Source organism: Algibacter sp. (genome assembly GCF_029245835.1).
Classification (GTDB): Bacteria; Bacteroidota; Bacteroidia; order Flavobacteriales; family Flavobacteriaceae; genus Algibacter_B.
Genome location: NZ_JAQWOO010000035.1, coordinates 15,930 through 38,743 on the forward strand (window position 1 = coordinate 15,930; position 22,814 = coordinate 38,743).

21 protein-coding genes are annotated in these 22,814 nt (G+C 31.4%); 7 read left to right on the forward strand and 14 right to left on the reverse strand.

Translation table 11 applies throughout. From position 1 onward, the window contains the following. Positions 1 to 427 precede the first annotated feature (427 nt). The 6 genes from P8K68_RS06020 to P8K68_RS06045 form a co-directional block, all read right to left on the reverse strand. Positions 428 to 1,597 carry an acyl-CoA dehydrogenase family protein gene (locus P8K68_RS06020; RefSeq protein ID WP_300248786.1) on the reverse strand — a complete coding sequence of 390 codons (1,170 nt, stop codon included), beginning with the start codon at positions 1,595 to 1,597 and terminating at the stop codon, positions 428 to 430. Continuing rightward, positions 1,598 to 2,440, reverse strand: a complete 843-nt coding sequence (locus P8K68_RS06025; protein ID WP_300248787.1) for a helix-hairpin-helix domain-containing protein — start codon at positions 2,438 to 2,440, stop codon at positions 1,598 to 1,600. Positions 2,441 to 2,574: 134 nt separating this feature from the next. Further along, positions 2,575 to 4,173: an alanine/glycine:cation symporter family protein gene (locus P8K68_RS06030; RefSeq protein WP_300248788.1), complete on the reverse strand. Its 1,599-nt coding sequence runs from the start codon at positions 4,171 to 4,173 to the stop codon at positions 2,575 to 2,577. A 106-nt stretch (positions 4,174 to 4,279) separates the two neighbouring features. Continuing rightward, complete coding sequence (locus tag P8K68_RS06035; RefSeq protein WP_300248789.1) at positions 4,280 to 5,299, reverse strand: potassium channel protein; 1,020 nt, start codon at positions 5,297 to 5,299, stop codon at positions 4,280 to 4,282. Then, positions 5,296 to 5,523 (reverse strand): PspC domain-containing protein, encoded by a 228-nt coding sequence (locus tag P8K68_RS06040; RefSeq protein ID WP_300248790.1) that lies wholly within the window; start codon positions 5,521 to 5,523, stop codon positions 5,296 to 5,298. Before P8K68_RS06040 ends, P8K68_RS06035 begins: the two co-directional genes overlap by 4 nt. A gap of 36 nt (positions 5,524 to 5,559) precedes the next feature. Then, a complete protein-coding gene (locus P8K68_RS06045) occupies positions 5,560 to 6,831 on the reverse strand; it encodes a DUF2851 family protein (protein WP_300248791.1) in 1,272 nt (423 codons plus the stop codon). Positions 6,832 to 6,899: 68 nt separating this feature from the next. On the opposite strand from P8K68_RS06045, the gene P8K68_RS06050 reads away from it, so the two are divergent. Further along, positions 6,900 to 7,295 (forward strand): DUF2721 domain-containing protein, encoded by a 396-nt coding sequence (locus P8K68_RS06050; RefSeq protein WP_300248792.1) that lies wholly within the window; start codon positions 6,900 to 6,902, stop codon positions 7,293 to 7,295. Here P8K68_RS06050 and P8K68_RS06055 read toward each other — a convergent pair. Together P8K68_RS06055 and P8K68_RS06060 are read right to left on the reverse strand one after the other, a co-directional pair. Next, the gene (locus P8K68_RS06055; RefSeq protein ID WP_300248793.1) at positions 7,292 to 8,131 is read right to left on the reverse strand and encodes a sterol desaturase family protein; all 840 of its coding nucleotides are present in this window, start codon (positions 8,129 to 8,131) and stop codon (positions 7,292 to 7,294) included. The genes P8K68_RS06050 and P8K68_RS06055 overlap by 4 nt on opposite strands. A 27-nt stretch (positions 8,132 to 8,158) precedes the next feature. Then, a complete protein-coding gene (locus P8K68_RS06060; RefSeq protein WP_300248794.1) occupies positions 8,159 to 8,650 on the reverse strand; it encodes a YkgJ family cysteine cluster protein in 492 nt (163 codons plus the stop codon). 162 nt (positions 8,651 to 8,812) lie between these two features. Between P8K68_RS06060 and P8K68_RS06065 the strand changes: the two genes are divergently transcribed. After that, the gene (locus P8K68_RS06065) at positions 8,813 to 9,514 is read left to right on the forward strand and encodes a class I SAM-dependent methyltransferase (RefSeq protein WP_300248820.1); all 702 of its coding nucleotides are present in this window, start codon (positions 8,813 to 8,815) and stop codon (positions 9,512 to 9,514) included. A 232-nt stretch (positions 9,515 to 9,746) separates the two neighbouring features. Here P8K68_RS06065 and P8K68_RS06070 read toward each other — a convergent pair whose 3' ends face one another. Continuing rightward, positions 9,747 to 11,462: a TonB-dependent receptor gene (locus tag P8K68_RS06070; protein ID WP_300248795.1), complete on the reverse strand. Its 1,716-nt coding sequence runs from the start codon at positions 11,460 to 11,462 to the stop codon at positions 9,747 to 9,749. Positions 11,463 to 11,564: 102 nt separating this feature from the next. Beyond that, the gene (locus P8K68_RS06075) at positions 11,565 to 14,585 is read right to left on the reverse strand and encodes a tetratricopeptide repeat protein (RefSeq protein ID WP_300248796.1); all 3,021 of its coding nucleotides are present in this window, start codon (positions 14,583 to 14,585) and stop codon (positions 11,565 to 11,567) included. 271 nt (positions 14,586 to 14,856) lie between these two features. Here P8K68_RS06075 and P8K68_RS06080 point away from each other — a divergent pair, with 271 nt between their 5' ends. The 5 genes from P8K68_RS06080 to P8K68_RS06100 are packed head-to-tail and all read left to right on the forward strand — an operon-like array spanning position 14,857 to position 19,065. After that, positions 14,857 to 15,540 (forward strand): ATP-binding cassette domain-containing protein, encoded by a 684-nt coding sequence (locus P8K68_RS06080; protein ID WP_300248797.1) that lies wholly within the window; start codon positions 14,857 to 14,859, stop codon positions 15,538 to 15,540. Then, positions 15,515 to 16,279, forward strand: coding sequence for a class I SAM-dependent methyltransferase (locus tag P8K68_RS06085; protein WP_300248798.1), 765 nt, complete (start codon positions 15,515 to 15,517; stop codon positions 16,277 to 16,279). Before P8K68_RS06080 ends, P8K68_RS06085 begins: the two co-directional genes overlap by 26 nt. Then, positions 16,279 to 17,169: a glycosyltransferase gene (locus P8K68_RS06090; protein WP_300248799.1), complete on the forward strand. Its 891-nt coding sequence runs from the start codon at positions 16,279 to 16,281 to the stop codon at positions 17,167 to 17,169. The genes P8K68_RS06085 and P8K68_RS06090 overlap by 1 nt, the downstream gene beginning before the upstream one ends. Continuing rightward, positions 17,169 to 18,110: a glycosyltransferase family 2 protein gene (locus tag P8K68_RS06095; RefSeq protein WP_300248800.1), complete on the forward strand. Its 942-nt coding sequence runs from the start codon at positions 17,169 to 17,171 to the stop codon at positions 18,108 to 18,110. Before P8K68_RS06090 ends, P8K68_RS06095 begins: the two co-directional genes overlap by 1 nt. A 1-nt stretch (position 18,111) precedes the next feature. Next, the gene (locus tag P8K68_RS06100) at positions 18,112 to 19,065 is read left to right on the forward strand and encodes a glycosyltransferase family 2 protein (protein WP_300248801.1); all 954 of its coding nucleotides are present in this window, start codon (positions 18,112 to 18,114) and stop codon (positions 19,063 to 19,065) included. Here P8K68_RS06100 and P8K68_RS06105 read toward each other — a convergent pair. From P8K68_RS06105 to P8K68_RS06120, 4 genes are read right to left on the reverse strand one after another with little or no spacing between them, the layout of a single operon-like run. Then, on the reverse strand, positions 19,036 to 19,455 hold the full coding sequence (locus P8K68_RS06105; protein ID WP_300248802.1) for an FdtA/QdtA family cupin domain-containing protein: 420 nt from the start codon (positions 19,453 to 19,455) through the stop codon (positions 19,036 to 19,038). The genes P8K68_RS06100 and P8K68_RS06105 overlap by 30 nt on opposite strands. Beyond that, complete coding sequence (locus P8K68_RS06110) at positions 19,452 to 20,735, reverse strand: O-antigen translocase (protein ID WP_300248803.1); 1,284 nt, start codon at positions 20,733 to 20,735, stop codon at positions 19,452 to 19,454. Before P8K68_RS06110 ends, P8K68_RS06105 begins: the two co-directional genes overlap by 4 nt. After that, positions 20,732 to 21,835 carry a DegT/DnrJ/EryC1/StrS family aminotransferase gene (locus P8K68_RS06115; RefSeq protein WP_300248804.1) on the reverse strand — a complete coding sequence of 368 codons (1,104 nt, stop codon included), beginning with the start codon at positions 21,833 to 21,835 and terminating at the stop codon, positions 20,732 to 20,734. The genes P8K68_RS06110 and P8K68_RS06115 overlap by 4 nt, the downstream gene beginning before the upstream one ends. Next, the gene (locus P8K68_RS06120) at positions 21,832 to 22,812 is read right to left on the reverse strand and encodes a GNAT family N-acetyltransferase (RefSeq protein ID WP_300248805.1); all 981 of its coding nucleotides are present in this window, start codon (positions 22,810 to 22,812) and stop codon (positions 21,832 to 21,834) included. The genes P8K68_RS06115 and P8K68_RS06120 overlap by 4 nt, the downstream gene beginning before the upstream one ends. Positions 22,813 to 22,814 lie beyond the last annotated feature (2 nt).

Genomic DNA, 22,814 nt, shown 5'->3' on the forward strand with positions numbered 1-22,814 from the left:
TTAAAATTTGCAATGATGTGGGATGTTATTTTTTAATGTGCTTTTTTTTAGAAAAAAGCCATTGAATTTGTCGGAAAAATTAGCTAATTTGGCTTGACTTCTGATATAAAACATTAAAACGATTTTATATCATGAGAATTAAACGAACCTCTACAAAAAAAGAACAATTTTCGAATTGATACAATAGCTGGTAAATATGTGCGTTAGGGATTGAACGGCATGTTTGAGCTCCCCGACCTTGGAGGGAGCGAGTAGTGAAAGCCCGACCCTTGGGTAACGTCCAAATTCTCGATACTATTCCAAAAAAAAAAAATCGGAATAACTCGAAGTGACAACAATTCACATCTAAGTTGCGGATTTATATTCCTTTTTATCAATTATAATTTTAGCAAATTGTGATATAATTTTCGCTAAAACTATAATTAATTTAATTAGTTGCGGGTTTGTACTCCTTTTTATCAATTATAATTTTAGCGATAATTTCACGTAAAATTTCTGAAGTTCCCCCACCAATAGGCCCTAGCCTACTATCGCGCAGTAAACGTGCCATAGGATAATTTTCCATGTAACCATAACCGCCTAAAAACTGAAGGCATTGGTAAATAACCTCGTCGGCCATTTTAGTAGACTTTAGTTTTGACATGGTGGCTTCTTTAACAACATACTCACCTTTATTTAATCTGAAGGCTATTGTATAATTAAAGGATTTGTTAATCTCCATATCTGAATATAAATCAGCTATATTGTGTCTTAGCGCTTGGAATTTATCTATAGTCTTGCCAAAAGCTTCGCGTTCGCTCATATATTGTAGTGCATATTCTAAAGCAAATTCTGCACGTGCATGGGCATTTATTCCCATTATTAAACGCTCTAATGCAAAGTGTTGCATGATGTATGAGAAGCCTTTATTCTCTTCGCCCAAAAGATTTGCAAAAGGTACTTTTACGTTATCGAAAGCAATTTCTCCAGTATCAGAAGCACGCCAACCTAGTTTATCCAATTTGGTTGCCGACACGCCTGCCATATCTCTATCGATAACAAAAATACTAATGCCTTTATTACCAAGTTCTGGGGTTGTTTTTGCCGCAACCACTAAGTAGTTGCTTGAAATGCCATTGGTAATAAAGGTTTTGGAACCATTAATTATATAATGATCGTCTTTTTTTACAGCTGTTGTTCGCATACCTGCCACATCGCTTCCTCCAAAAGGTTCTGAAATGCAAAGACATCCTATTTTATCCCCTGTGATACTTGGTACTAAATATTTTTGTTTGATGGCTTCATCTCCTTCTGCATTTAAGTGTGTCATAGCTAAATAAGCATGTGCCCAAATAGCTGCGGCAAAACCACCAGAATTTATTTTTTGAAGTTCTTCAAGTAATATAACGGTGTAGAATAAATCTAAATCCATACCACCATAAGTTTCTGGGTAATTAATACCGAAGAAACCCATATCTCCAAATTTTTTCCAAATAAATCTTTCGATGCTACCTGCTTTTTCCCATTTTTCGATGTGAGGGACTACTTCTTTTTGTAAAAAATCTTGAAGGCTTTTTCTAAAAAGATTGTGTTCTTCAGTGAAGTACATACTATTCATTCAATTTTCTTTTTTTATTTGCAAATATAATTCAATTATCTCTATTTTATTTGCAGGAAAGTCTTTAACTTTTGTTAATTCATTTATAGTTTTATAACCTTCTCTTAATTGACGTTGTTCTATAATATTATGTGCTAAATCGTAATCTATATGTGGGATGGTAACCAAATCATCAACAGTTGCTGAATTAACATTTATTTTACGAATAACTTTTGGTGTTTTTACTGTAAACTGATTTGTAATTTTCTCAATAACCTCTGGTGTTAATCCATATACTTCTTGAAGTTGAACATCGGCAATGAAACCGCCTACAGATTTATTTCTGTATTTAATAATGCGGTCTGAAAACACTTTACCAATACCATTTACTTTTTGAAGTTGTATTGCTGTAGCTGTATTTAAATCTTGTTTCTGAGCAAAGGTGAGCGTTTTTTTATAATTATTGCCATGGCGCCAGCTGGCCTTTTCGCTAAAATTATCCACTGGATAATTTCTTGACGCTCGATCCGGCTTAGTTTTGGTTACCCATTCAGGGAATTTAAAATATGGTGAGATTGCTTTTAATAATGAATCTGATACTTGAGTCACGTTTTGAAATTGTTTGGTAGAATTAATCCATTTGTCTTGTCTTCTGAAAGCTAATAATCTATCAATTTCTTGATTCGTCATTCCTAATGTAGCACCTTTATAATCTGAAATATAATTGGGATTGAATGGGTAAATTTTCGGTTTGCTTTCTTCTAACTGCACTAACCTTAAGGAATCTATTTCTTTAGTGAATTTTGAAAGTTCTTCTTTATTTATTTGGATTTCTTCTGAAGAGAAATCGACAAAAAAATACACGCACTGAAAGATTATTATAAGAATTAACAATAAAAAAATCCCATTCCGCTGTTCTTTTGAAAACGTGAAATGAGATTTAAAATTTTGCATTTTATATTTTTAATCTGTCAAAATTTAGTAGACTGATTTTTATTTTAAGATTTGCCCTCTTTTATAGCTGACATATATTTATTCAGTTCTTTTTTAACTTTAGGAGCCAAAATTACAAGTCCAATCATATTTGGAACCATCATAGCAAAAATCATGGCATCAGAGAAACCTATAACAGACCCTAAACTTGCCGCTGCACCTATTACCACAAATACACAGAATAATAATTTATAGGTGTATTCCATTTTTTTAGTTCTTCCGAATAAATAAGCCCAACCTTGAAAACCGTAGTAAGACCAAGAAATCATAGTACTAAAGGCAAATAGCACCACTGCAATAGTAAGCACATATGGGAACCAAGAAATTGCAGACTCAAAAGCTCCAGAAGTTAATAGAATAGCTTGTGCATCATTTAAAGAGGCATTTTCAGCTGTAACATTACCTGTTATAATTAAAACCAAGGCTGTCATGGTACAAACTACAACAGTATCAATAAATGGTTCTAATAATGCTACCATACCTTCTGATGCAGGGTACTTCGTTTTTACTGCTGAATGTGCAATAGATGCAGATCCAACACCTGCTTCGTTGGAAAAAGCAGCGCGTCTAAACCCTTGTACTAAAACACCAATAGCACCACCAGCTACACCTTCCGGACTAAATGCTCCATTAAAAATTTGAGCAAAAGCATCACCAATCATAGTATAGTTAGCAAATATTACAAACAAGGAAGCTGCAACATAAATAACAACCATAAACGGCACTATTTTATCTGTAACTTTAGCAATTTTTTTAATACCTCCAATTATAACAATACCAACAAATACAGCCATCACAAGTCCAAATAACCAACCTCTACCGTGTAAAAAAGATTCACTACCTCCAGTAATATTTTCAACCAATTGAAATGCTTGATTAACTTGAAACATATTTCCACCTCCAAAAGAACCTCCAATTACAAATACTGCAAATAATGCAGCAAGTACTTTTCCTAGTTTCTCTAATCCTTTTGATTTAAGTCCTTTTGTTAGATAGTACATGGGGCCTCCATAAACAGTCCCGTCTTCTGCAATATCTCGATATTTAACACCTAGAGTACATTCAACAAATTTTGAAGCCATTCCTAAAAAGCCAGCAATAATCATCCAAAACGTTGCTCCGGCACCACCAATAGATACTGCTATTGCTACACCGGCAATATTACCTAAACCAACTGTAGCCGAAAGGGCTGCCGTTAGGGCTTGAAAATGCGATACTTCTCCATCATGGCCTTCTATTGCAATGGTTTCTATAGCATCACCACCTGGAGTAGAATCTCCTGCTCCTACTAAAGATTCATGGTGATCTAAATCATCATATTTCCCTCGAACGATGTTTACCGAAGTCAAAAAACCTGTAAAATTTATAAGTTTGTAATATACTGTAAAGTATAGTGCCCCTAAAATTAACGGGAATAAAACCCAATAAACTTGTACCGTATCTGAAAATGGGATTTTATAAAAGACTGCTGTCACAAACCATCCCGTTAAGTCGCCAAATACTTGGTCTATTTTTTGATCTATACCAACCTCTTCGGCAGTTTCTTGAGCAAATGTTAAAAATGGAATTATTAATGTAAATATTGAAAGAAGATACTTCCTCATAAGGTTTATGTTAGTTAATTTTTATTGAAAGGATTCATACTAATAAGCAAGCAAGATGCTAAAAAAAAATGATTTTTTAAAAGAATAGCTGTTAAAATAGATTTTACTAATCGATATCGTACTGGTGATTTAAAGCTTCTATTTGTTCTGGTCTTCCTAAAACAATAATACTAGATTTAGGTGCTAACTCTAACTCTGCCTCTGGATTTACAAGGTATTCACCATTTTCATTTTTATAGCCTATAACATTACAACCTGTTTTTCTTCGAAGATCTAAATCTCTAATCGTTCTACCTTTATTTGATTTAAAAAGCTTTTCCACATCTACTTCTTCAATATTAATATTCGATTTCCCAACTATTGATAAGTTATCTATAAACTCCATTAATCCGGGGACCACTACTAAAGAAGCCATGTGGTCGCCACCAATATTATCTGGTAAAATAACATTATTGGCGCCAGCAAATTTTAATTTTTTATATGAAGATTCTTGAGAGGCACGACTAATAATATTAATTGACTTACTTAATTGTCTTGCAGAAAGTACTACAAATAAGTTATCAGCATCATTTGGTAAAGCCGAAATAAAACATGAAGCTCGGTCTACTCCTGCTTGAATCAAAATTTCATCTTCATTGGCATTTCCAATAACATAGGGCACATCGTCAAACCGAAAACGCTCTTCCATATCCTTGTTTTTCTCAATAACAACAAATTGTTTATTGTAAGCCATTAACTTTTTTGCTGCTTGTTTACCATTTCTCCCATAGCCACAAATAACGATATGGCCTTTAAAACTATCTATACGTTTTTGCATCTTCTTATGTTTTAATTCTTCAATATGATCTTTACTTAAAATATACTCTGTAATTATTGAAAGCGCATAACCCACAATAACTACACTTGCTAAAATTAAAAATATGGTAAAAATTTTCGATTGGTCGTCAAGCGGATCAACTTCGCCAAAACCAACAGTCGTCATAGTAATGACAGTCATATAAAAAGCGTCAACCAATGAGTATCCCGCTATAAATTTATATCCTGAAACGCCAATAAGCAGAATAACAACGAGTAAAAATACCGCAGTATAAATTTTAGTTCTAAAAAATTTAATTAGTGGATTCATAAATCAAAAACCGATGAGCGTTTTGTGTAAATCAAATCCTTAATACGCATCCAGAATGCTAAAAACAAATAGAGTGCAAAGCCAAAACCAATGGTAACAAATGTTAAGTACATAAAAGAGGTTCTAACCACTTTGGCTCTAATACCAAATCTCTCAGCTATACGCTGGCAAACATAATATCCATGTTTTTGAAAAAACAATAAGGGTTTGTAAATATTGTTCATGCTGCAATTTAAGGCTTTGTTTATTCGTTTAAAAGTTTATCTGTTTAAAAATTGATTTCCAACAGCACATTTTAAACATTTATTTTTATCACAATATTCAGTTTTAAGTTGAATTAAAGACTGAGAATCTAAAGATGATTTAGAAACCTTCTTTAAATTATTAAAAGCATCGATAATACTATTTTTTTCTGAGGCTAATGCTGAAGCTATTTTTATGATTTCAGCATCTACCGCTTCCCCTTTTTGTCTAGCATAACTAAATTTTATTGGCAGAATAGTATTAATAAGCAGCAAATCAATAAATGACTTTGATAGTATTTTAGTTGATTCTTTCGATTCTTTTTGAAACGTGTAATGCGTTTTCCAATACTCAGAAGTAGTTACTTTAAAAAGTTCGTAAAAATCTTCTAATTTATTTAATGCAATAATTTTTGAAAATAAATTTTGTTGTTTGTTATACAAACTGGCTAATTGAGATAGTCTAATTGTTGGAAAATTTGCCGGACGTAATCTAAAAAAATTAATAGGTAACACTTGAATGTTTTCTATTTTGAATTTCTGCTTTAAAAACTGATAATCTTTTACTAAATCTATAAAGTAAGCATCTTCCAAATCTTGCTCCAACAAACCTGCTTGCCCAAATAATAGAGCCTCTAAAATCTGCGGGTTAGATTGTGCCTTTCTGATAATTGAAAAATCCGTAGACTGTGCTAAACTAAAAAACGACTCGCCATTTACTTTTAGCCCAAAGTTTTTAGTCAGCATTTTAAACAACACAGCTTCCCAATCGTTTTTAGAAGCTTCTAGAAGGGTTTGGATGGTTTCCGCTTTTCTTTCTAACCGTTCGAAATATAATCGCTCTAACCAATTACCCAAAATAAAATCGTCTGTTGAAGCAAAATCATTTTCACAATTAATCCATTTATTTTGTTTGGCAAATAGTTTCTCATAATTATTTAACATTGAATCATCTACAATATCTTTCAGCTGTAATGTTGGGATGGGCGTGTTATCTTTTCTAAACACCTCGGTATCATCTTCCCAGACTACATGAAGAATGACGTTATCAAAAGCTTTATCTTGCTCATGACTATGTAAAAACCAATCTGAAGATTTAATATGAATTTCTACATTTCCTGCCCAAAGCTGTTCGCCTATTTTGATTTTTGCATTGAAAAAATCTGGACCAGAATTATGGTTATGTTGACCAACAGTATTAACTAAAACAGCCTCTCCTGTTGTCGTTTTCAAATTATTAAACTGAATTTTTTTATGTTTCCAGATATAATGTAGGAAGTCTTCTTGCATACAACTAAAATATAAAAATATTCCTCTTTTTTATTTGAAGTTGGAGAAATTTAAAAGAAATTTGAATTATGGAAGAACTTACCCTTACAACCCCTGCCCTTTTATTTTCAGCGATTTCTTTAATTATGCTAGCTTACACTAATAGATTCATAGCATATACAGCAGCAATTAGGGATTTGTTTGATAAATACCAAAAAAATCATGATAAGCGTTTTTATAAACAAATTAAAAACATAAAACACCGTCTATATCTTACCAGATATATGCAAATTTTAGGCATTACAAGCTTATTATTTTGTGTATTAACCATGTTTTTAATTTACATCCAACAACATACTATAGCTGTTTGGATTTTTGGATTAGCCTTAATATTACTAATTGTATCTCTAGCACTTCTTATTGTTGAAATACAAATTTCGGCTAGAGCTTGGGAAGAACATATTAGTGATTTAGAAAAGGATTAATTTCCACCTTGAGTTGAAGTAGGCTTTTTATATTTTTGAAAAGGCTGCTTCAATAAATCTTTAATATTGCTATTTTCTTTTTCATTTGGGAATACATCAACCCCATAAACTATTTTATCTGTATCCAATTCCATATAAGTACCTAATAATCTGTCCCAAACTGAAAAGATATTTCCGTAGTTAGAATCGGTATAGGGCATTTTGTAATGATGATGAACCTTATGCATATCTGGTGAAACCAAGACGTAGCTTATTAGTTTATCTACCTTTTTGGGTAATCTGATATTTGCATGACTAAATTGTGTAGCAACAATTGATAAAGATTGGTATAGCATAACAATACCAATTGGTGCGCCTATAGCAATAACACCAATTAAAGTAAATGTATATCGAACAATACTCTCAATAGGATGATGGCGGTTAGCTGTTGTAGCATCAACTTTATGATCGGAATGATGGACTAAATGCACCATCCAAAGTGGTGGTACTTTATGCTCAATAAGGTGCGGTAAATAAGCTCCAAAAAAGTCCATTAAAAACACGCCTAAAATAACATATAATCCTAAAGACATCTCTGGCAGCCAATTTAAAATTCCAAAATCATTGGTATTTACCCAATCGGCAGACATTAACAAAAGAAATGCCATGGGTAAATTAACAGCTATTGTTGTGATGGTAAAAAATATATTAGGAATAGCATGTTTCCATTTTTTATAGTTGAGATTAAATAAAGGAAGTGCCCCTTCTAAAAGCCAAAAGAAGGTTAAACCTCCCACAATAATTAAACCTCTATGAAGTGGTGGAATGGTTTCGAAATAGTTTAAGATGGTTTCCAAAGTATATTTTTTTTGTTTTAAAGATACTTATTTAATTCTCTTTTTCATATCCTCCACAATATTAAAAGCTGCAGGACATAAAGCAACATTCTTTAATGTAAGGTTGAAAATTTGCTGAAACTTTTTTCTATCTGTATGAGGGAATTCTCTGCATGCCTTTGGGCGCACTTCATAAATCGAACAATAATTATCTGCTCCTAAAAATGTACATGGTACACTTTGCAATACATAATCGTTATCCTCATCAACACGTAAATATTGGCTAATGAATTGTTGTGTTTTCATTCTGAAATGTTTTGCAATCCTATCCACATCTTTATCTGTAAATAGCGGACCAGTAGTTTTACAACAGTTTGCACACTTTAAACAATCTGTACGCTTGAATTCTTCTTCGTGCAACTCTTGCATGATATAATCCAGATTTTTTGGTGATTTCTTTTTTAGCTTCGCGAAGAATTTTTTATTCTCGTTATGTTTATCTTTGGCGAGCTTTGGAAGATTATTAATGATGTTTTGCATGGTATAAAAATAGTAACTTTCGACATCACGAAGGCTATTGAAAATCAAAATATATTTTGATTAAAAAGACCCTAACGAAGTTTGTGACCGAAGTAATCTTTAAAATTAATACGCTAAACCAACATATTGCCGCGACTTAAAAGTCTCGCAATGACTTATAATATGAAAGACCTTTTCGGGAAAGCTTTATTAGATTTTCAAAATGGAAACTATTCTGAGGATATTATAACTTCAACGAATATTTCAGATGAAGATGCATTACCACTTCCCTACTTATTTCGTGAGTTTAAAGACATGCCAAAATTAGAGCAACACGCATTAAAACTATGCAAAGGTCATGTTTTAGATGTAGGCTGTGGTTCAGGAAGCCATACCATTTATTTACAAGAAAAGGGTTTTAAAATTAAAGCTTTAGACATTTCCAAAGGTGCTATTGAAGTTGCCAAAAAACGTGGTGTTTTACATGCTAAAGTTTTAAATATTTTAGATGAAAGGGAAACTTTTGATACGATTCTGCTTTTGATGAATGGCACAGGTATTTTTCAAGAATTAACTCAAGTTTCAAAATACTTGTCGCATTTAAAAAGCCTTTTAAAACGAAACGGACAAATTTTAATTGACTCTTCGGATATTAAATATATGTACGAGGATGAAGATGGTGGTTATTGGATGGATATGAATGCTGGTTATTATGGTGAGCTTGATTACTTTTTGTCTTATAAAGGTGCAAAAGAAACACCAATGAAGTGGTTGTATTTAGATTTTGAAACTTTAAAATTAGCTTGTGAAACCGTTGGTTTGAAATGTGAATTGGTTATGGATGGTGACCATTTTGATTATTTGGCGCGGTTGATTGTGAAATAAATTGTGACAAGAATTTGACGGATTTTTGATTAAAATAAATAAGCTTTCGGTAAACCCGCGTTAAGGATTGCAGTGGATAGCCCACAGTTTTTGCGCCCTAGCGCAAAAGCGAGGACTTGTAACGGAAAGCCTGACCCCTTTTCGGGGTAACGCCCAAAAACTCTTCTTGACAAATTTTCTATATTACTAAAAATAACGTTTTGCTTGATGAGTTTCTTGCCTTCGCAGGAATTTAAAAATCAAACTTATACGTTGCTCCAGCTAAAAATTGAATACTCTGTACTGGAAAATTTTGCCATTTCTGATACGCATTATTAGCTATATTATTCGCTTTTACAAATACTGAAAGTTGATTATTTACATGATAGCCTGCATTTGCGTTGGCATCAAAAAAGCTGTCTAAAGTGACTGTAAATGGTGATCCATCATTTAAGAAAAACTGGTCTTTACGTTTGCCTGTATAAAAGAGATTTGCTCCTGCAAACCAATGTTCGTCTATTTGATAATCTAAAAACAATGAGCCTTTTACGTCTGGCAAATTCCAAGCTTCTGCTTCATCATCTGTATTGTAACTAAAATACTCTGCTTTTATGCCTAATTTAAAGTTTCTATTAACATCTAAATTAATTTCTCCAGCTACTCCAAATGTATCTATATTGTCGTAAACTATTCCGAAAGAGTTTCCATAGGTGTAATCTTCGTTTGTTAATGTGATTTCGTTATTTCTGAATAGGGCCTTGTTTCTATCTGCGATATAACGACCACTAACATTATAACTCATATTGCTAGAAAGTTTCCCTTTCAAACCTACGTAAGCGTTATATAATTGATCTGTTGGAGCAATGAATAATGTTGGAGATACGAATGGGTTTTCATTAGCAAAACTGTAATATGAATTTTGAATTAAATCGCCTTTAAGTCCTCCGTAAGCAATTAACACATCGTTTACTAATCTGTACGTTGCGGTAATATTGGGGTACACATAAATATTATTATCGCCCGACTCTTTATCATTTAAATAATATAATGAGACACCTAAATCTAGTGTTAAATCATCTTGTTTTAATTGAAATGTTGGTGATATACCAATTTGGAAATTTCCGTAGTTTAAGGCATCGGTTGTAGTATAATTTCTATCAAAAGAACCGCCTAAATAATCAATTTTAAAATCGGTAGAAATTTCAATATCATTTATTGGTACATCCACTTTAGCTTTTACTATAAATCTATTTTCTCCAGAGCCTTGATTATCTCCAAAACGTCTGAAAAAAAAGTTTCCTGAGTTAATATATGTATCTTCGAAAGTAATATCGCCTCCAAAATGGGCATCAAAAAATGAATGATCGACGTCAATATTATTGGCTTGTGCTTGTGCGATTTGAGATTCTGGAACACCATACCAATTGTACATTTGATGTTGAAAACCAGCTTGAACGTTCCATGCTAAATCTCTTAATCGACTTGAATAATTCAAGTTAACTTTTGAGTTAGAAAAATCATCATTGAAAGACACGCCTTCAATCCCACCTGCCGACGAATGATGACTTACATAACCACCAATATTTTCGTTTCTACTAAGGGCATGGTTCAAGTAAACTTCACCTAAAATAGTGGTGTACGTTCCAACACCTAAAGTGGCATAATTATCAAATAATTTTACGGGTGCTCGTTTTTCTACAATAGCAGCTTTTCCTTTTGCAGGCGTAAAAGTTGACGCTACAGGAAATGAAAAAATATTATACTTAATGTCCTTTTTTGTTTCTGTTGCTTCATCATCTAAAGATGGGACCTCCTTCACTTTAAAAGCATCTGAAATTGTTGGTGCATAAGGCTTAACAACATCAATAACACCTGTGTTTATAGTATCGTTTTGAGTTCTTTGAGCAAATCCTAAGGTGATGGTTAATAAAAGAATTCCTGTGAAAATATTTTTTATTTGCTTACGCATACTGATAGTTTTTTTTTGACCCTTCGACTTCGCTCAGGACAGGTTTACGATTGACGATTTTTGATTTATTAATTAGGTCTCGACTGCGCTCGACCAGACAAATTAATCTTCTTGTAAAATGGATGAATTTGTTTTAGCTTCTTCGGTTTTAATTTTACTGAGTTCTGTTTTTGCTTCTGAAACCACATCATCAAACTCTGGAAAATTCTGAATGACACTTTCTAAAATATAAGTGGCTTGAAAAGCATCATTTAAAGCATAATAGTTTTTAGCCATTAAGACTAAACCTTTGGCGCTGTAATATTTATACCCTGAAAAATCTTTAGCTAATTTTTGTACAGATTTATTAGAAGCTTCATGTTTACCCGCTTTGTTTTTAAAATAGGCATTGAAGTATAAAGCCTCTGAAGCCGTTTCTCCTGTTGCAACACGTTCAACATTTGCGTAAGCTGATTTTGCTTTAGCCATATCACCTGTTTTCATCGCAGAACGCGCAATAATAATATGGGCATCACTCTTTATTTTATTATCAATTTTAGAGCTTCCTAATACCTTTTCTGCATAAGAAACCGCATTATCATAGTTCTTTAATTGATAATTTGCTTTCATTAAATTGGACTGTGCAAATATTATATTCTGTGTATAGTTTGCTTCTTCCTCTAAACGTTGTAAAATCGGGATGGCTTTGTTCCAGCTTTTACTCTCCAAATAAAACTGAGATAAACGCGATAAAGCTTCTTCTGTAAATTCACTTTGGCTAGCATCAACAACATATTTATAATGTGGTGCAGCATTTTCTAGTAAATCTTTTTTGTAATACAATTGTGCCACATAAAAATGGGATTGTAAGGCGTGAATACCGTTTGGAAATTGATTTAAATAGCCATTAAATTGCTTGATGGCTTTATCTGTATTGTTGTCTAAATATTGTTTTTCAGCAGATTCGTAAGTCGCATTGTCTAAATCGACATCTGTAACTTCAACATAATCAAGTTGCTTCACCCAATTAGCGTAGTCGTCAACACGACCTAAATCTATATAAATTAAACGTGCTGTTGAAACGGCTTGAACTGCTTCTGGTGTTCCTGGATAATCCCCTGCCACTTTTTTAAACTTGGTTAAAGCACGCTCGTTTTCACTTCCGTTATAATACACTAAACCTTGACGCAACAAAGCTTTTGGCAAAAACGAACTCATTCTGTATTCGCTACTTAACTTATTATAGACTTTCATCGCCTTATCCGTTTCGTTAGCTTTTACATAAGAATTACCAAGTTCGTAAAGCGCATCGTCTCTTAATTTTGATTTAGAATATTCTGAAACAAACTGTTCTAATGCTTTTATTTTTTTTGAAGATTGCCCTGCATAACCAATACTAATAGCTTTTTGAAACGCTGGATAATCGGAGTCTATTTCATTCAATTTAATAGCATTTTTATAAGCTGAAATAGCACTTTCGTATTGACTTGACACAAAATAACCATCACCTAAACGTAAATAAGCGTCATTCAATCTTACTTTGTCTTCGCTTTTATTTGAAATAAAATTATTGAAATATTCAGTGGCCTTCCCATAATTTTTTAATTTGAAATATGTATAAGCTAAATTATAATCAATGTTTTCAATTTCAGGTGTTGCTGATGTTCCTATTTGTTGTTTAAATTGTTTAAAACCAATGAGCGCATCATCATAATTAGTTAAATTATAATCGGCTTCTGCTTTCCAAAAGGTTGCTCTTGCTGTATAATTTTGGTCTTGTGATTCTTTTAAAGAGGCATCAAAAAGCGAATCCGCTTCTTGATAATCGCCTTCATTATATAATTCTAAACCTCTGTAAAATGCCACTTTTTGATATGCCACTTTATTTTCAAAACTCTTCTTGCTTTCTAATAGTTTTAAAGCTTCTTTATAATTTTTTGATGTGATGTAAGAATCAATTAAGAGGGTTACAACCTCTTCTTTGTAAGGCGTTTCTGGATATTTCTCTAAATAACTTGCTAAAACTTGTGGTGCAGATTGGTAAGGGTTTCCAATTTCATAGCTAATCTTTGCGTAGTTTAACCAGGCATCTTCTTGGATTTTTAAATCGTAATTCATTTGAGATGCATTTCTAAACGTATTTAAAGCTTCCTGCTTTTTATCTAAGTTGATGTAGCTTTCTGCTAAATGATAGTAAGCATTTTGAGCAATAGCATTATTCCCGCCTACTATTTTATTAAATTCTGAAATGGCATTTTCATAGTCCTTCTGCTTGTAATACGCATAACCTAATTGATAAAAATCGGTATTATTCCATTTGCCTCTTTTACCTTTATAATCCGTTAAATACGGAATAGCTTCAGCATATTTTTCTAAATTGAAATAGCTTTCACCTATAATTTTAGAAAGCTCTGAAATTTCATCTGCGCCGCTAGACTCTAAGCGTTCTTTAGCTAGTTCAATAGCTTTATAAAACTTCCCTAGTTTGAAGTTTAAATCCGCTTGGTAATATGATAATTTTTCTTTGTAGCGCTCTTGGTCGCTTACTTGCTCAAAATATTCGTTTGCTCTATCGTAATCATCGCCTTCATAAGCCATAAAACCGATATAATATTTAGCTTGTGCTCCAAATTCTTGAGAGTTCTCTACCTTACTTAAATACTTTTTAGCATCTTTATATTGTTTGGTTGAAAACGCTGTGTACCCATTATTAAAATTGAATTTCTCACGCTCTTTCTTCCCTAAAGCTTTTTCATCTACCTTATCATACCATTTTCTGGCGTAAGCATATTTTGAATTTTCAAAGTAATAATCAGCAACATCAACAAAAGCAGTATTTCTTTTTGTACTTGTTGGATATGCTTTTACAAAATCTTCAACTAACTGATCTGCATTTTGCTGATTTAATCGTACCGCACAATTGGCAATATAATAGGCACAATTAGATTGTAAAATATCTTCTTCTGCAGTTTTTTTAACATTAGTAAACATGGACTGAGCTGCTCTGTATTGTTGATTATTATAAAGCGATAATGCCTTTTGATAATCTACCAAACTACTTGTATATGTCGCAGATTGTTGTGCTAGGATTTGAAAACTAAAACTTATAGCAAGTACTAATGAAACGATACTTTTCTTAGTCATTTAGGATTAATTTTTAAATTTAAAATCAAAGATAATTTAATATGAATCTTATAACGTAATAATCGTGCCATAATTATAAACCGAGTTATTAAATGTTGGGAAATAAGTTTGAAGGCGGAAGTTTAAAGTTTTGGTTGGAATTACATTTAGTTTGTACATATCAAGTAAATATGAGAAACTGAATACTGAATTTAAACTTTTCACGTTTAACTTTTACTTTCAAATTTTAAATAATACATTTACAACAGTCTAAAAGAACCTTATTTAATTTATGCCAACTCCCATTTTACAATTAAAAGACGCCTCTATTTTTCAAGGTGAAAGCTTAGTACTTTCAAATGTGAATGTAGAGATTAACAAAGGGGATTTTGTTTACTTAATTGGAAAAACGGGTACTGGAAAAAGTAGTTTTATGAAAACACTTTATGGCGATTTACCACTTACTGAAGGCGAAGGACATATTGTTGATTTCGATTTAAAAAATCTTAAAGAAAAAGATATTCCGTTTTTAAGACGAAAACTAGGCGTTGTTTTTCAAGACTTCAAATTACTTACAGACAGAACGATTAACGATAATTTACTTTTTGTTTTAAAAGCTACAGGCTGGAAAGACAAAGACAAAATGACGACGCGTGTTGAGGAGGTTTTAGCCAAAGTTGATATGAAAACTAAAGGTTTTAAATTTCCGCATGAACTTTCTGGTGGCGAACAACAACGTGTAGCCATTGCTAGAGCTTTGTTAAATGATCCAGAACTTATTCTTGCCGATGAACCTACAGGAAATTTAGACCCTCAAACCAGCATTGAAGTCATGGAAGTACTCCAAGAAATTAACAAAAACGGCAATACCATTTTAATGGCAACTCACGACTATGCTTTACTCCTTAAATACCCAAGTAAAACTTTAAAATGTGATGAAAATCAAGTTTATGAAGTGGTACAACGCAAAGGATAACATGTATAATTCTATAAAAAAAAGTCTAAAATCGATAATCCCGAAGCAGTTTTTAATTAAAAACGAACTGTTTTTTAGAATCTTTTATGGTGTTTTCTATTTAGGAAAGAAACACCAATGTAATATTTGCAAAAAGAAGTTAAGGGCTTTTGTTGAGTTGGAGAATGAAGATTTATTATGCCCTTTTTGTGGGAGTTTATCCAGAAACAGAAGACTCTGGAAATTAGTTAATAAGGATCATGCTTTAAAAGGAAATGTATTGCACTTTTCACCATCAAGAAACCTTTATCGAAGATTAAAAAAAACTCAAAAGATAAATTATTTTAGTAGCGATTTTGAAAATGAGTTTCTTGCAGATTATAAATTTGATATTACTAAGATTCCACAAGAAAATGAAACTTTTGATACCATCATTTGTTATCATATCTTAGAGCATATTACAGATGATAAAAAAGCAATGACCGAATTATATCGAGTTTTAAAGCCAAATGGGTCTATTTACATTCAGACGCCGTTTAAAACAGGTGATATCTATGAAGATGATTCGATAGTTTTACCAGAAGAACGATTAAAACATTTTGGACAGGATGATCATGTTAGAATCTATTCTGCTGATGGATTGAAAACAAGATTGGAAAAAAATGACTTTCATGTTAAAAAGCGTTCTTTCGAAAGAAAAGATGATGATTTTTACTTCGGTTTTAAATCGCCAGAAACAGTATTAATTGCAAACAGATAATGCTTTCAATTTTAATTCCTACATATAATTATAACGTATTTCCGCTAGCAAGTCAACTTGAAAAGCAAGCCTTAGCTTCAGATATTGAGTTTGAAATTATTTGTATAGATGATGGATCAAAATCTTCTATAAATTCAGAAAATGAAAAAATAAATTCGCTTAAAAGTTCTAAATTTTTAGCTCAAAAAAATAATGTTGGTTTAAGTAATAATAGAAATGCTTTAGCAGAAATTTCAAAATACGAATATCTTTTATTCATTGATGGAGATTCACTTTTACCCGACGACATTTTTATTTTAAAGTATTTAGAAGCTATTAAAAAAAATACTGAAGTTATTTACGGAGGCAGAATTCATCCTAAGTCAGTTAATTCTAGCAGAAAATTACGCTGGAAATATGGAATTTACAAAGAAGATACCACATCTGTTAAGCGAAATAAAAGTATTTATAAAAGCGTATTATTTAATAATACATTGATTAAAAAAAGTGTATTTAATACTATTGGGTTTGAAAAAAGCATAACAACTTATGGACACGAAGACACAGTTTTCGCTTACAATCTTAGTAAAATTAAAGCTTCTATTTTACATATAGACAACCCTGTTTTGCATGGTGATGTAGATTTAAATGAGGTCTATTTTAGGAAGACGCACAAATCGCTTGAAAACCTAGACTCTATTTATAAAACCAAAATGATTGACCCTGAATTTACCACATTCCTGAAGGTTTTTATTAAATTAGAAAAATTTAAATTGAATTATCCCTTAGCCATAACATATAAAATTTTATCACGCTTTTTCACTTATAACTTAACATCCAAACGTCCGTCGTTACATATCTTTGAATTGTTTAGATTAAGTTACTTTTGTCATATAAACTTAAAAAAATAATGCCTTTTTTTTCTGTAATTATACCACTATTTAATAAAGAAGAATACATTGAAGAGACCCTTTTAAGTGTTTTAAATCAAACTTTTACCGATTTTGAAATTATTGTAGTTAACGATGCCAGTACTGATAAGAGTTTAAATAAGGCAAAAACCGTTCAAGAAAAAAGGATAAAGTATTTTGAAAACGAAAAAAACCTAGGCCTTTCTGCTACTAGGAATAGAGGCATATCGCTTGCTAAAGGAGAAATTATCGCTCTACTTGATGCAGACGATATTTGGTTACCTGATTTTCTGGAAAACATAAAATTATTGCATAAGAAGTTTCCAGAAGCGAGTATTTATGGTACAGATTATCTAGAAAAATATGATAACAAAACCGTCCTTGAACCACAAAAAAATATTCCAAAAAATTTAAAAAATAAGTACTTTCTAATTGATGACTTTTTTAATGCCAATATGTATCAATGCATATTCTGCCCGAGTTCACTAGCCTTTAAAAAGAATATCTCAAAAAACCAAGACGTTTTCAACCCAAATATAACATATGCTGAAGATATTGATTTCTACATAAGATTCGGGTTTAAATTTAAAACAGCATATTGTTATAAAGCTAGTTTAGAAAAGAATTTTAATGTTCCTAGTCAAATGACCAGAAAAGGTATCTCAGAAGAAACAATTCCAGATTTAGATTATTTTGAAAATTGGACAAAAGACAACAACTCACTAAAAAAATACCTCGATCTTTATAGGTATATTTTTGCATATCAATATAAAATGGAAAAAAGCATTAAAAAAAAGCGGACCATTTTAAAAAACATCAATTATAATAACCTCTCTCTAAAACAACGGTTTTTATTAAAAAGCCCCAGAATAATTGTTTTAGTATTTAATAAAATTAAACTTTTACTTTTGAAATATAATATTAGGGTTTCCTCTTTTTAACATGACATCAAAACCATTACTTTCTGTACACCTTTTAACCTATAATTGCGAAAACTATATAGACGAGACTCTACAATCTATATTAAAACAAAACACTACTTTCAAATTCGAGATTGTAATTGGTGATGATAACTCTACAGATAGCACGCCAAGTATTTTAGAATTATATTCTAAGAAAAACCCCAATCTTATTAACTATAAACAAAACAAGGAACAACTAGGAATTCTAAAAAATTTTAAAACAACATTAGACAGATGTAGTGGCGATTATGTTTTTGATATTGCAGGAGATGATTGTTTAAAACAAGAATATGCCTTACAAAAAATGGTTGATACTATTTCAAAAAAACCTAATCTTGGTTTTATTGATAGTGGTTATGATAGCCTTTTTATGAAAACAAAAAAAGTAAAACCCTTTGATAATAAAAAACAAATAACAAGTAGTAAAACACACTATAAGCATCTAGTTCTAACGGGTCAAATTTATCCGATAGGTATTTGCTACAATAGAGCGCATCTTCTAAATTATGTAGATTTTGAAAAATATTTGGAAATGAAAATATCTTTTGAAGACTATCCGATATTAGTTGATTTATTAATGAATACGGATTTTGAAAGGATTAATGAATCTTTACATGTATACAGAATTCATACAGATTCTTACAGTCATAAAAAAGATTTAAAGCTACAATTAGATTTACTTGAACAAATGCAAAATTTAGTAAAATTCTTTTCAAACAAATACAGCTTACCTTCAACAGTTTTATCAGATTACAAAAAAAGTTCGAATAAGACTAAACTATATTTTGCTGGTTTTTTTGGTGATAAAATACTGGGGAAAACAATGTACTTAGTACTTAAAGGAAATAGATCATTTTCCGATTTTATCAATTACCTCTCGAGTCAGTTACTCTTTTTTAGAAAACTACAGTCCCTTTTCAGAAAGGTAAAGTAAATATTCATCAAAATCGTATATATAATCTTCTTCCTTGTAAACATCTGATGCCACCACTAAGCAAACAGCTCCCGAAGAAAAATTTTCTAACTCTCTCCAAACACATGGTGTAATAAGCAATCCTCTAGACGGGTTGTTTAAAGTAACCTTCTCTGTTTTTATTCCTGTTTTAATAATCACATCAAAGCTACCACTTAAAGCAATTAAAAACTGACTTAATTCTTTATGCGCGTGCCCACCTCTACTTGACCCACTAGGAACATCAAACAAATAATACACTCGTTTGGTTTCAAAAGGCACAACTTCCTTTTCAATTACAGCCAGATTACCTCTAGGGTCATGAATTATTGGAATATCTAAAACTTCCGTTTTTTTCTTTTTTATCTTCATTTTGCATCACTTTTTTTGAAAATATACCTAACCGACCATACTATAATCAACAAATATAATAAGTAACGTACAAAGTGAGCAAATACTATACCCTCAACGCCATTTTTTTCGACAAAATAAATACCAAGGAAATAAAATAACGCATAAGACATGAATTCCGTTAATATAAATAACTTCCATTTATTTTTTGCTACTAATTGATAAGCCATTACTACAGCTACTATTTTCACCAAATCACCAATCAACTGCCATTTAAAAAGCACTTTCATTGGCGAAAATGCTTTGGAATAAAGAATCTCAATTATAAAATCCCTACCTAAATATATACCTAAAAACATAATTATAAATATGGGTAATATAATTTTATAGATATTAATCAACTCTAGTTTATAGGCTTTAAAACTTTCTATTTTTGCATATTTGGGCAATATATAAAGTGTATAAATTCCTGCCATAAAAGATAAATAATAAGTCGACAGACTAGTGATAGCAGTCCAATACCCAGCATTTTGGGACGAGATTTCTTCGGTTAGGTAATTCCTTAATTCAATATCAACAAGGTTACTTAATACTACCGCTACAAAGGCCATAATAATGAATCCCATTAATTTTGACCTGAATAGTTTATTGAATTGGATTTTACTTTTAAGTAATAACTTGATTTCATTTCTACCAAAAACAACAAGAGACAACAATTGTAATACTGGCGTAAGCGTAACTGCAAGTAACACTCCTGATAATTGATATTTAAAAACAAATAATAAAACTAATAGCGTTGATAAAGCATTGGCTGTAAACGAAATTATAGTAGCTTTTTTATAATTTGATTTCCCACTAATGATACTAAAACACAAATTATATATTGCTGTAAATGGTAATATAAAAGAGAGAATGATAAATAAATAATCGAATTTAGCTGTATTAAAAACGTAATTGCTCCAAAATTTTGAACCAAAAAAAAGAACGCAAAAAACTATAATACTGCCAATAACACTGAAGGCCAACGACGTTCCGTAAAGTTTTTTTAAATGTTGATTTTCGCCTTCGTGTTTCGATTGGTAATTTAACACACCTTGATCTACCCCAAAGGAGGCCCCCAAACCTAATAAAGCCATGGCATTCTTTAAATTCCCTACTAAAGCCATCCCTTCAGGTCCTAAAAAAACAGCAACAATTTTTTGGGAAAAAATAACTAAAGCAGACCTTCCGAGAACGCCTAAAGAATTAACTGAAAATAATTTTATCAGAAATAAATCTTTATGTCTATTAAAGAAATTCAATTAAACGTATTTATTACAGAAACAATTTCACGGATTTCATTTTCACCGAGTGTTGCATATATTGGCAAGCTTAAAATCTCACTATGAATCTTTTCAGTTACTGAAAAGCTTAAATGATTTAGTTCCCTGTATGCTTTTTGTTTATGAATAGGAATTGGGTAATGAATTAAAGTTTCTACACTGTTATTTTTAAGATATTCTTTGAGTTCATTACGCTTTTTATGCCTTATCACAAATTGATGAAAAACATGAGATTCTATATTTTCACATGCTGGAAGAATTACACCTTTTAGTTCGATGTTATTTAAATAAAACTGGGCAATACTTTGTTGTTTTTTATTGTCTTGGTCTAAATATTTTAATTTAAGTCTTAAAAATGATGCTTGAAGTTCATCTAATCTACAATTATAGCCTTTATATTCATTTTCATTAGTAGAGATTCTGCCATAGTTTCTTAGCTGTCTTATCACAGTTTCTAACTCATAATCGTTAGTGGTTACAGCTCCTCCATCTCCTAAGCCCCCAAGGTTTTTTGTTGGGTAAAAACTAAATGCCGCAGCATGTGATAAATTGCCAGCCTTTCTTCCGTCTAAATGTTTTGCTCCATGAGCTTGTGCTGCATCTTCAACTAACAATAAATTGTGTTTTTCACAAAAAAGTTTCAACCGATTTACGTCAAATAATTTCCCATACAAATGCACTCCTAAAATAGCCTTTGTTTTAGAGGTAATATGTTTTTCCAATTCATTAGGGTCGATATTAAAACTATCTAAAGCAGGTTCAATTAAAACAGGTTTTAACCTACAATGACTTAAAGCCAACACCGATGCAATATATGTGTTAGCGGGAACCAATATTTCGTCTCCTTCTTTTAATTTTCCAAGAACTTTGTATGCTTCAAAAATTAATTTAAGCGCATCAAGCCCATTACTAACAGCTATACAATACTTAACACCACAATAGTTTGCAAACTCAGATTCAAATTTTGACACTTGCTCACCTAAAATATAGTTTCCCGAATTTAAAAACAATTGAAACTGCTTTTGAAATGCTTCCTGAAAACGTTCATTTACTTTATGAAGATCTAAGAATTTAATCATACAAAAACGTTTTCTAAAAGTTTACAATTGTCAACATTAATATTATAGAAATCATGCGAAACTGATCGACCTCCAAAACTTTCTTTCCAGGATTGCAATCCATCATTAATAAACTGTCCTTCCCCTTCATTTGAAATTCCAAAATCAAAGAATCGCTTATTTTTATAAACTTTGTTAATTAAATAATCTAGAATAACATCTAGTCCGCCATCAAAATTCTTAATAGGATGCTTAGATATATATTGTGCATGAGCTACATTTTCAGTTTCAAAAATCGTAATACCTGCAACAATATCGTCTTCATGGTAAGCATTAAATTGTCTTATATGATTTGGGAAACTCTTTTTAAGCAATGTTATTTCTTCCAAAGAATGAACTGGAGAAACATTGAATTTAGCTTTTAAATTAGGAATTAAAATTTGAGACCAGAAGTCTTCAAAACAATCTGTTTCCTTTACAACCAAACCTAAATCTCTTCCTTTTTTTAAATTTCTTTGTCTGTTTAAAGACTTTATTCTGGAGACACTAAATTGATGTACTACCGTTGTTATATCTTTTCTAAATAATTCTGCCTTAAGCTTAAAAAGTACATAATCAATTTCATCACTTGGTAAAGTATTATAAATTCTAGGAACTGGTTTTAATATCACTGTTTTAATTCCTAAATCTTTTAAAAACCATAAAATAGCCTCAAAAGTTTTTAAGGCGTCTTTTAAAGTGCTTTTTTTACTTAAAACTAACCCACCATAAGATAATCCTTGATGCGAAAAAACAGTGTCATTTACTCTATTTAATGGCATTATAGAAACCAAACTATTTTTTTTAAAAAACAATAAAGAAAAATCTTCAAACCTATCGGCATGGTATTCCATAAAATCTCTATGCAACATAAATGTAGCATTTTTAGCGCCTTCAACAAAAAGATTCCACTGACTGTAAAAGTCTGAAGTATAACGTACAACCTGATACTTACTCATCT

Excerpts from the sequence above, each read along its gene's own strand:
- P8K68_RS06065 (WP_300248820.1), top strand. The coding sequence starts at position 8,813 with ATGAAAGACCTTTTCGGGAAAGCTTTATTAGATTTTCAAAATGGAAAC.
- P8K68_RS06080 (WP_300248797.1), top strand. The coding sequence starts at position 14,857 with ATGCCAACTCCCATTTTACAATTAAAAGACGCCTCTATTTTTCAAGGT.
- P8K68_RS06085 (WP_300248798.1), top strand. The coding sequence starts at position 15,515 with ATGAAGTGGTACAACGCAAAGGATAACATGTATAATTCTATAAAAAAA.
- P8K68_RS06050 (WP_300248792.1), top strand. The coding sequence starts at position 6,900 with ATGGAAGAACTTACCCTTACAACCCCTGCCCTTTTATTTTCAGCGATT.
- P8K68_RS06070 (WP_300248795.1), bottom strand. The coding sequence starts at position 11,462 with ATGCGTAAGCAAATAAAAAATATTTTCACAGGAATTCTTTTATTAACC.
- P8K68_RS06120 (WP_300248805.1), bottom strand. The coding sequence starts at position 22,812 with ATGAGTAAGTATCAGGTTGTACGTTATACTTCAGACTTTTACAGTCAG.
- P8K68_RS06060 (WP_300248794.1), bottom strand. The coding sequence starts at position 8,650 with ATGCAAAACATCATTAATAATCTTCCAAAGCTCGCCAAAGATAAACAT.
- P8K68_RS06105 (WP_300248802.1), bottom strand. The coding sequence starts at position 19,455 with ATGAAGATAAAAAAGAAAAAAACGGAAGTTTTAGATATTCCAATAATT.
- P8K68_RS06020 (WP_300248786.1), bottom strand. The coding sequence starts at position 1,597 with ATGAATAGTATGTACTTCACTGAAGAACACAATCTTTTTAGAAAAAGC.
- P8K68_RS06075 (WP_300248796.1), bottom strand. The coding sequence starts at position 14,585 with ATGACTAAGAAAAGTATCGTTTCATTAGTACTTGCTATAAGTTTTAGT.
- P8K68_RS06090 (WP_300248799.1), top strand. The coding sequence starts at position 16,279 with ATGCTTTCAATTTTAATTCCTACATATAATTATAACGTATTTCCGCTA.
- P8K68_RS06100 (WP_300248801.1), top strand. The coding sequence starts at position 18,112 with ATGACATCAAAACCATTACTTTCTGTACACCTTTTAACCTATAATTGC.
- P8K68_RS06030 (WP_300248788.1), bottom strand. The coding sequence starts at position 4,173 with ATGAGGAAGTATCTTCTTTCAATATTTACATTAATAATTCCATTTTTA.
- P8K68_RS06035 (WP_300248789.1), bottom strand. The coding sequence starts at position 5,299 with ATGAATCCACTAATTAAATTTTTTAGAACTAAAATTTATACTGCGGTA.
- P8K68_RS06095 (WP_300248800.1), top strand. The coding sequence starts at position 17,169 with ATGCCTTTTTTTTCTGTAATTATACCACTATTTAATAAAGAAGAATAC.
- P8K68_RS06115 (WP_300248804.1), bottom strand. The coding sequence starts at position 21,835 with ATGATTAAATTCTTAGATCTTCATAAAGTAAATGAACGTTTTCAGGAA.
- P8K68_RS06045 (WP_300248791.1), bottom strand. The coding sequence starts at position 6,831 with ATGCAAGAAGACTTCCTACATTATATCTGGAAACATAAAAAAATTCAG.
- P8K68_RS06040 (WP_300248790.1), bottom strand. The coding sequence starts at position 5,523 with ATGAACAATATTTACAAACCCTTATTGTTTTTTCAAAAACATGGATAT.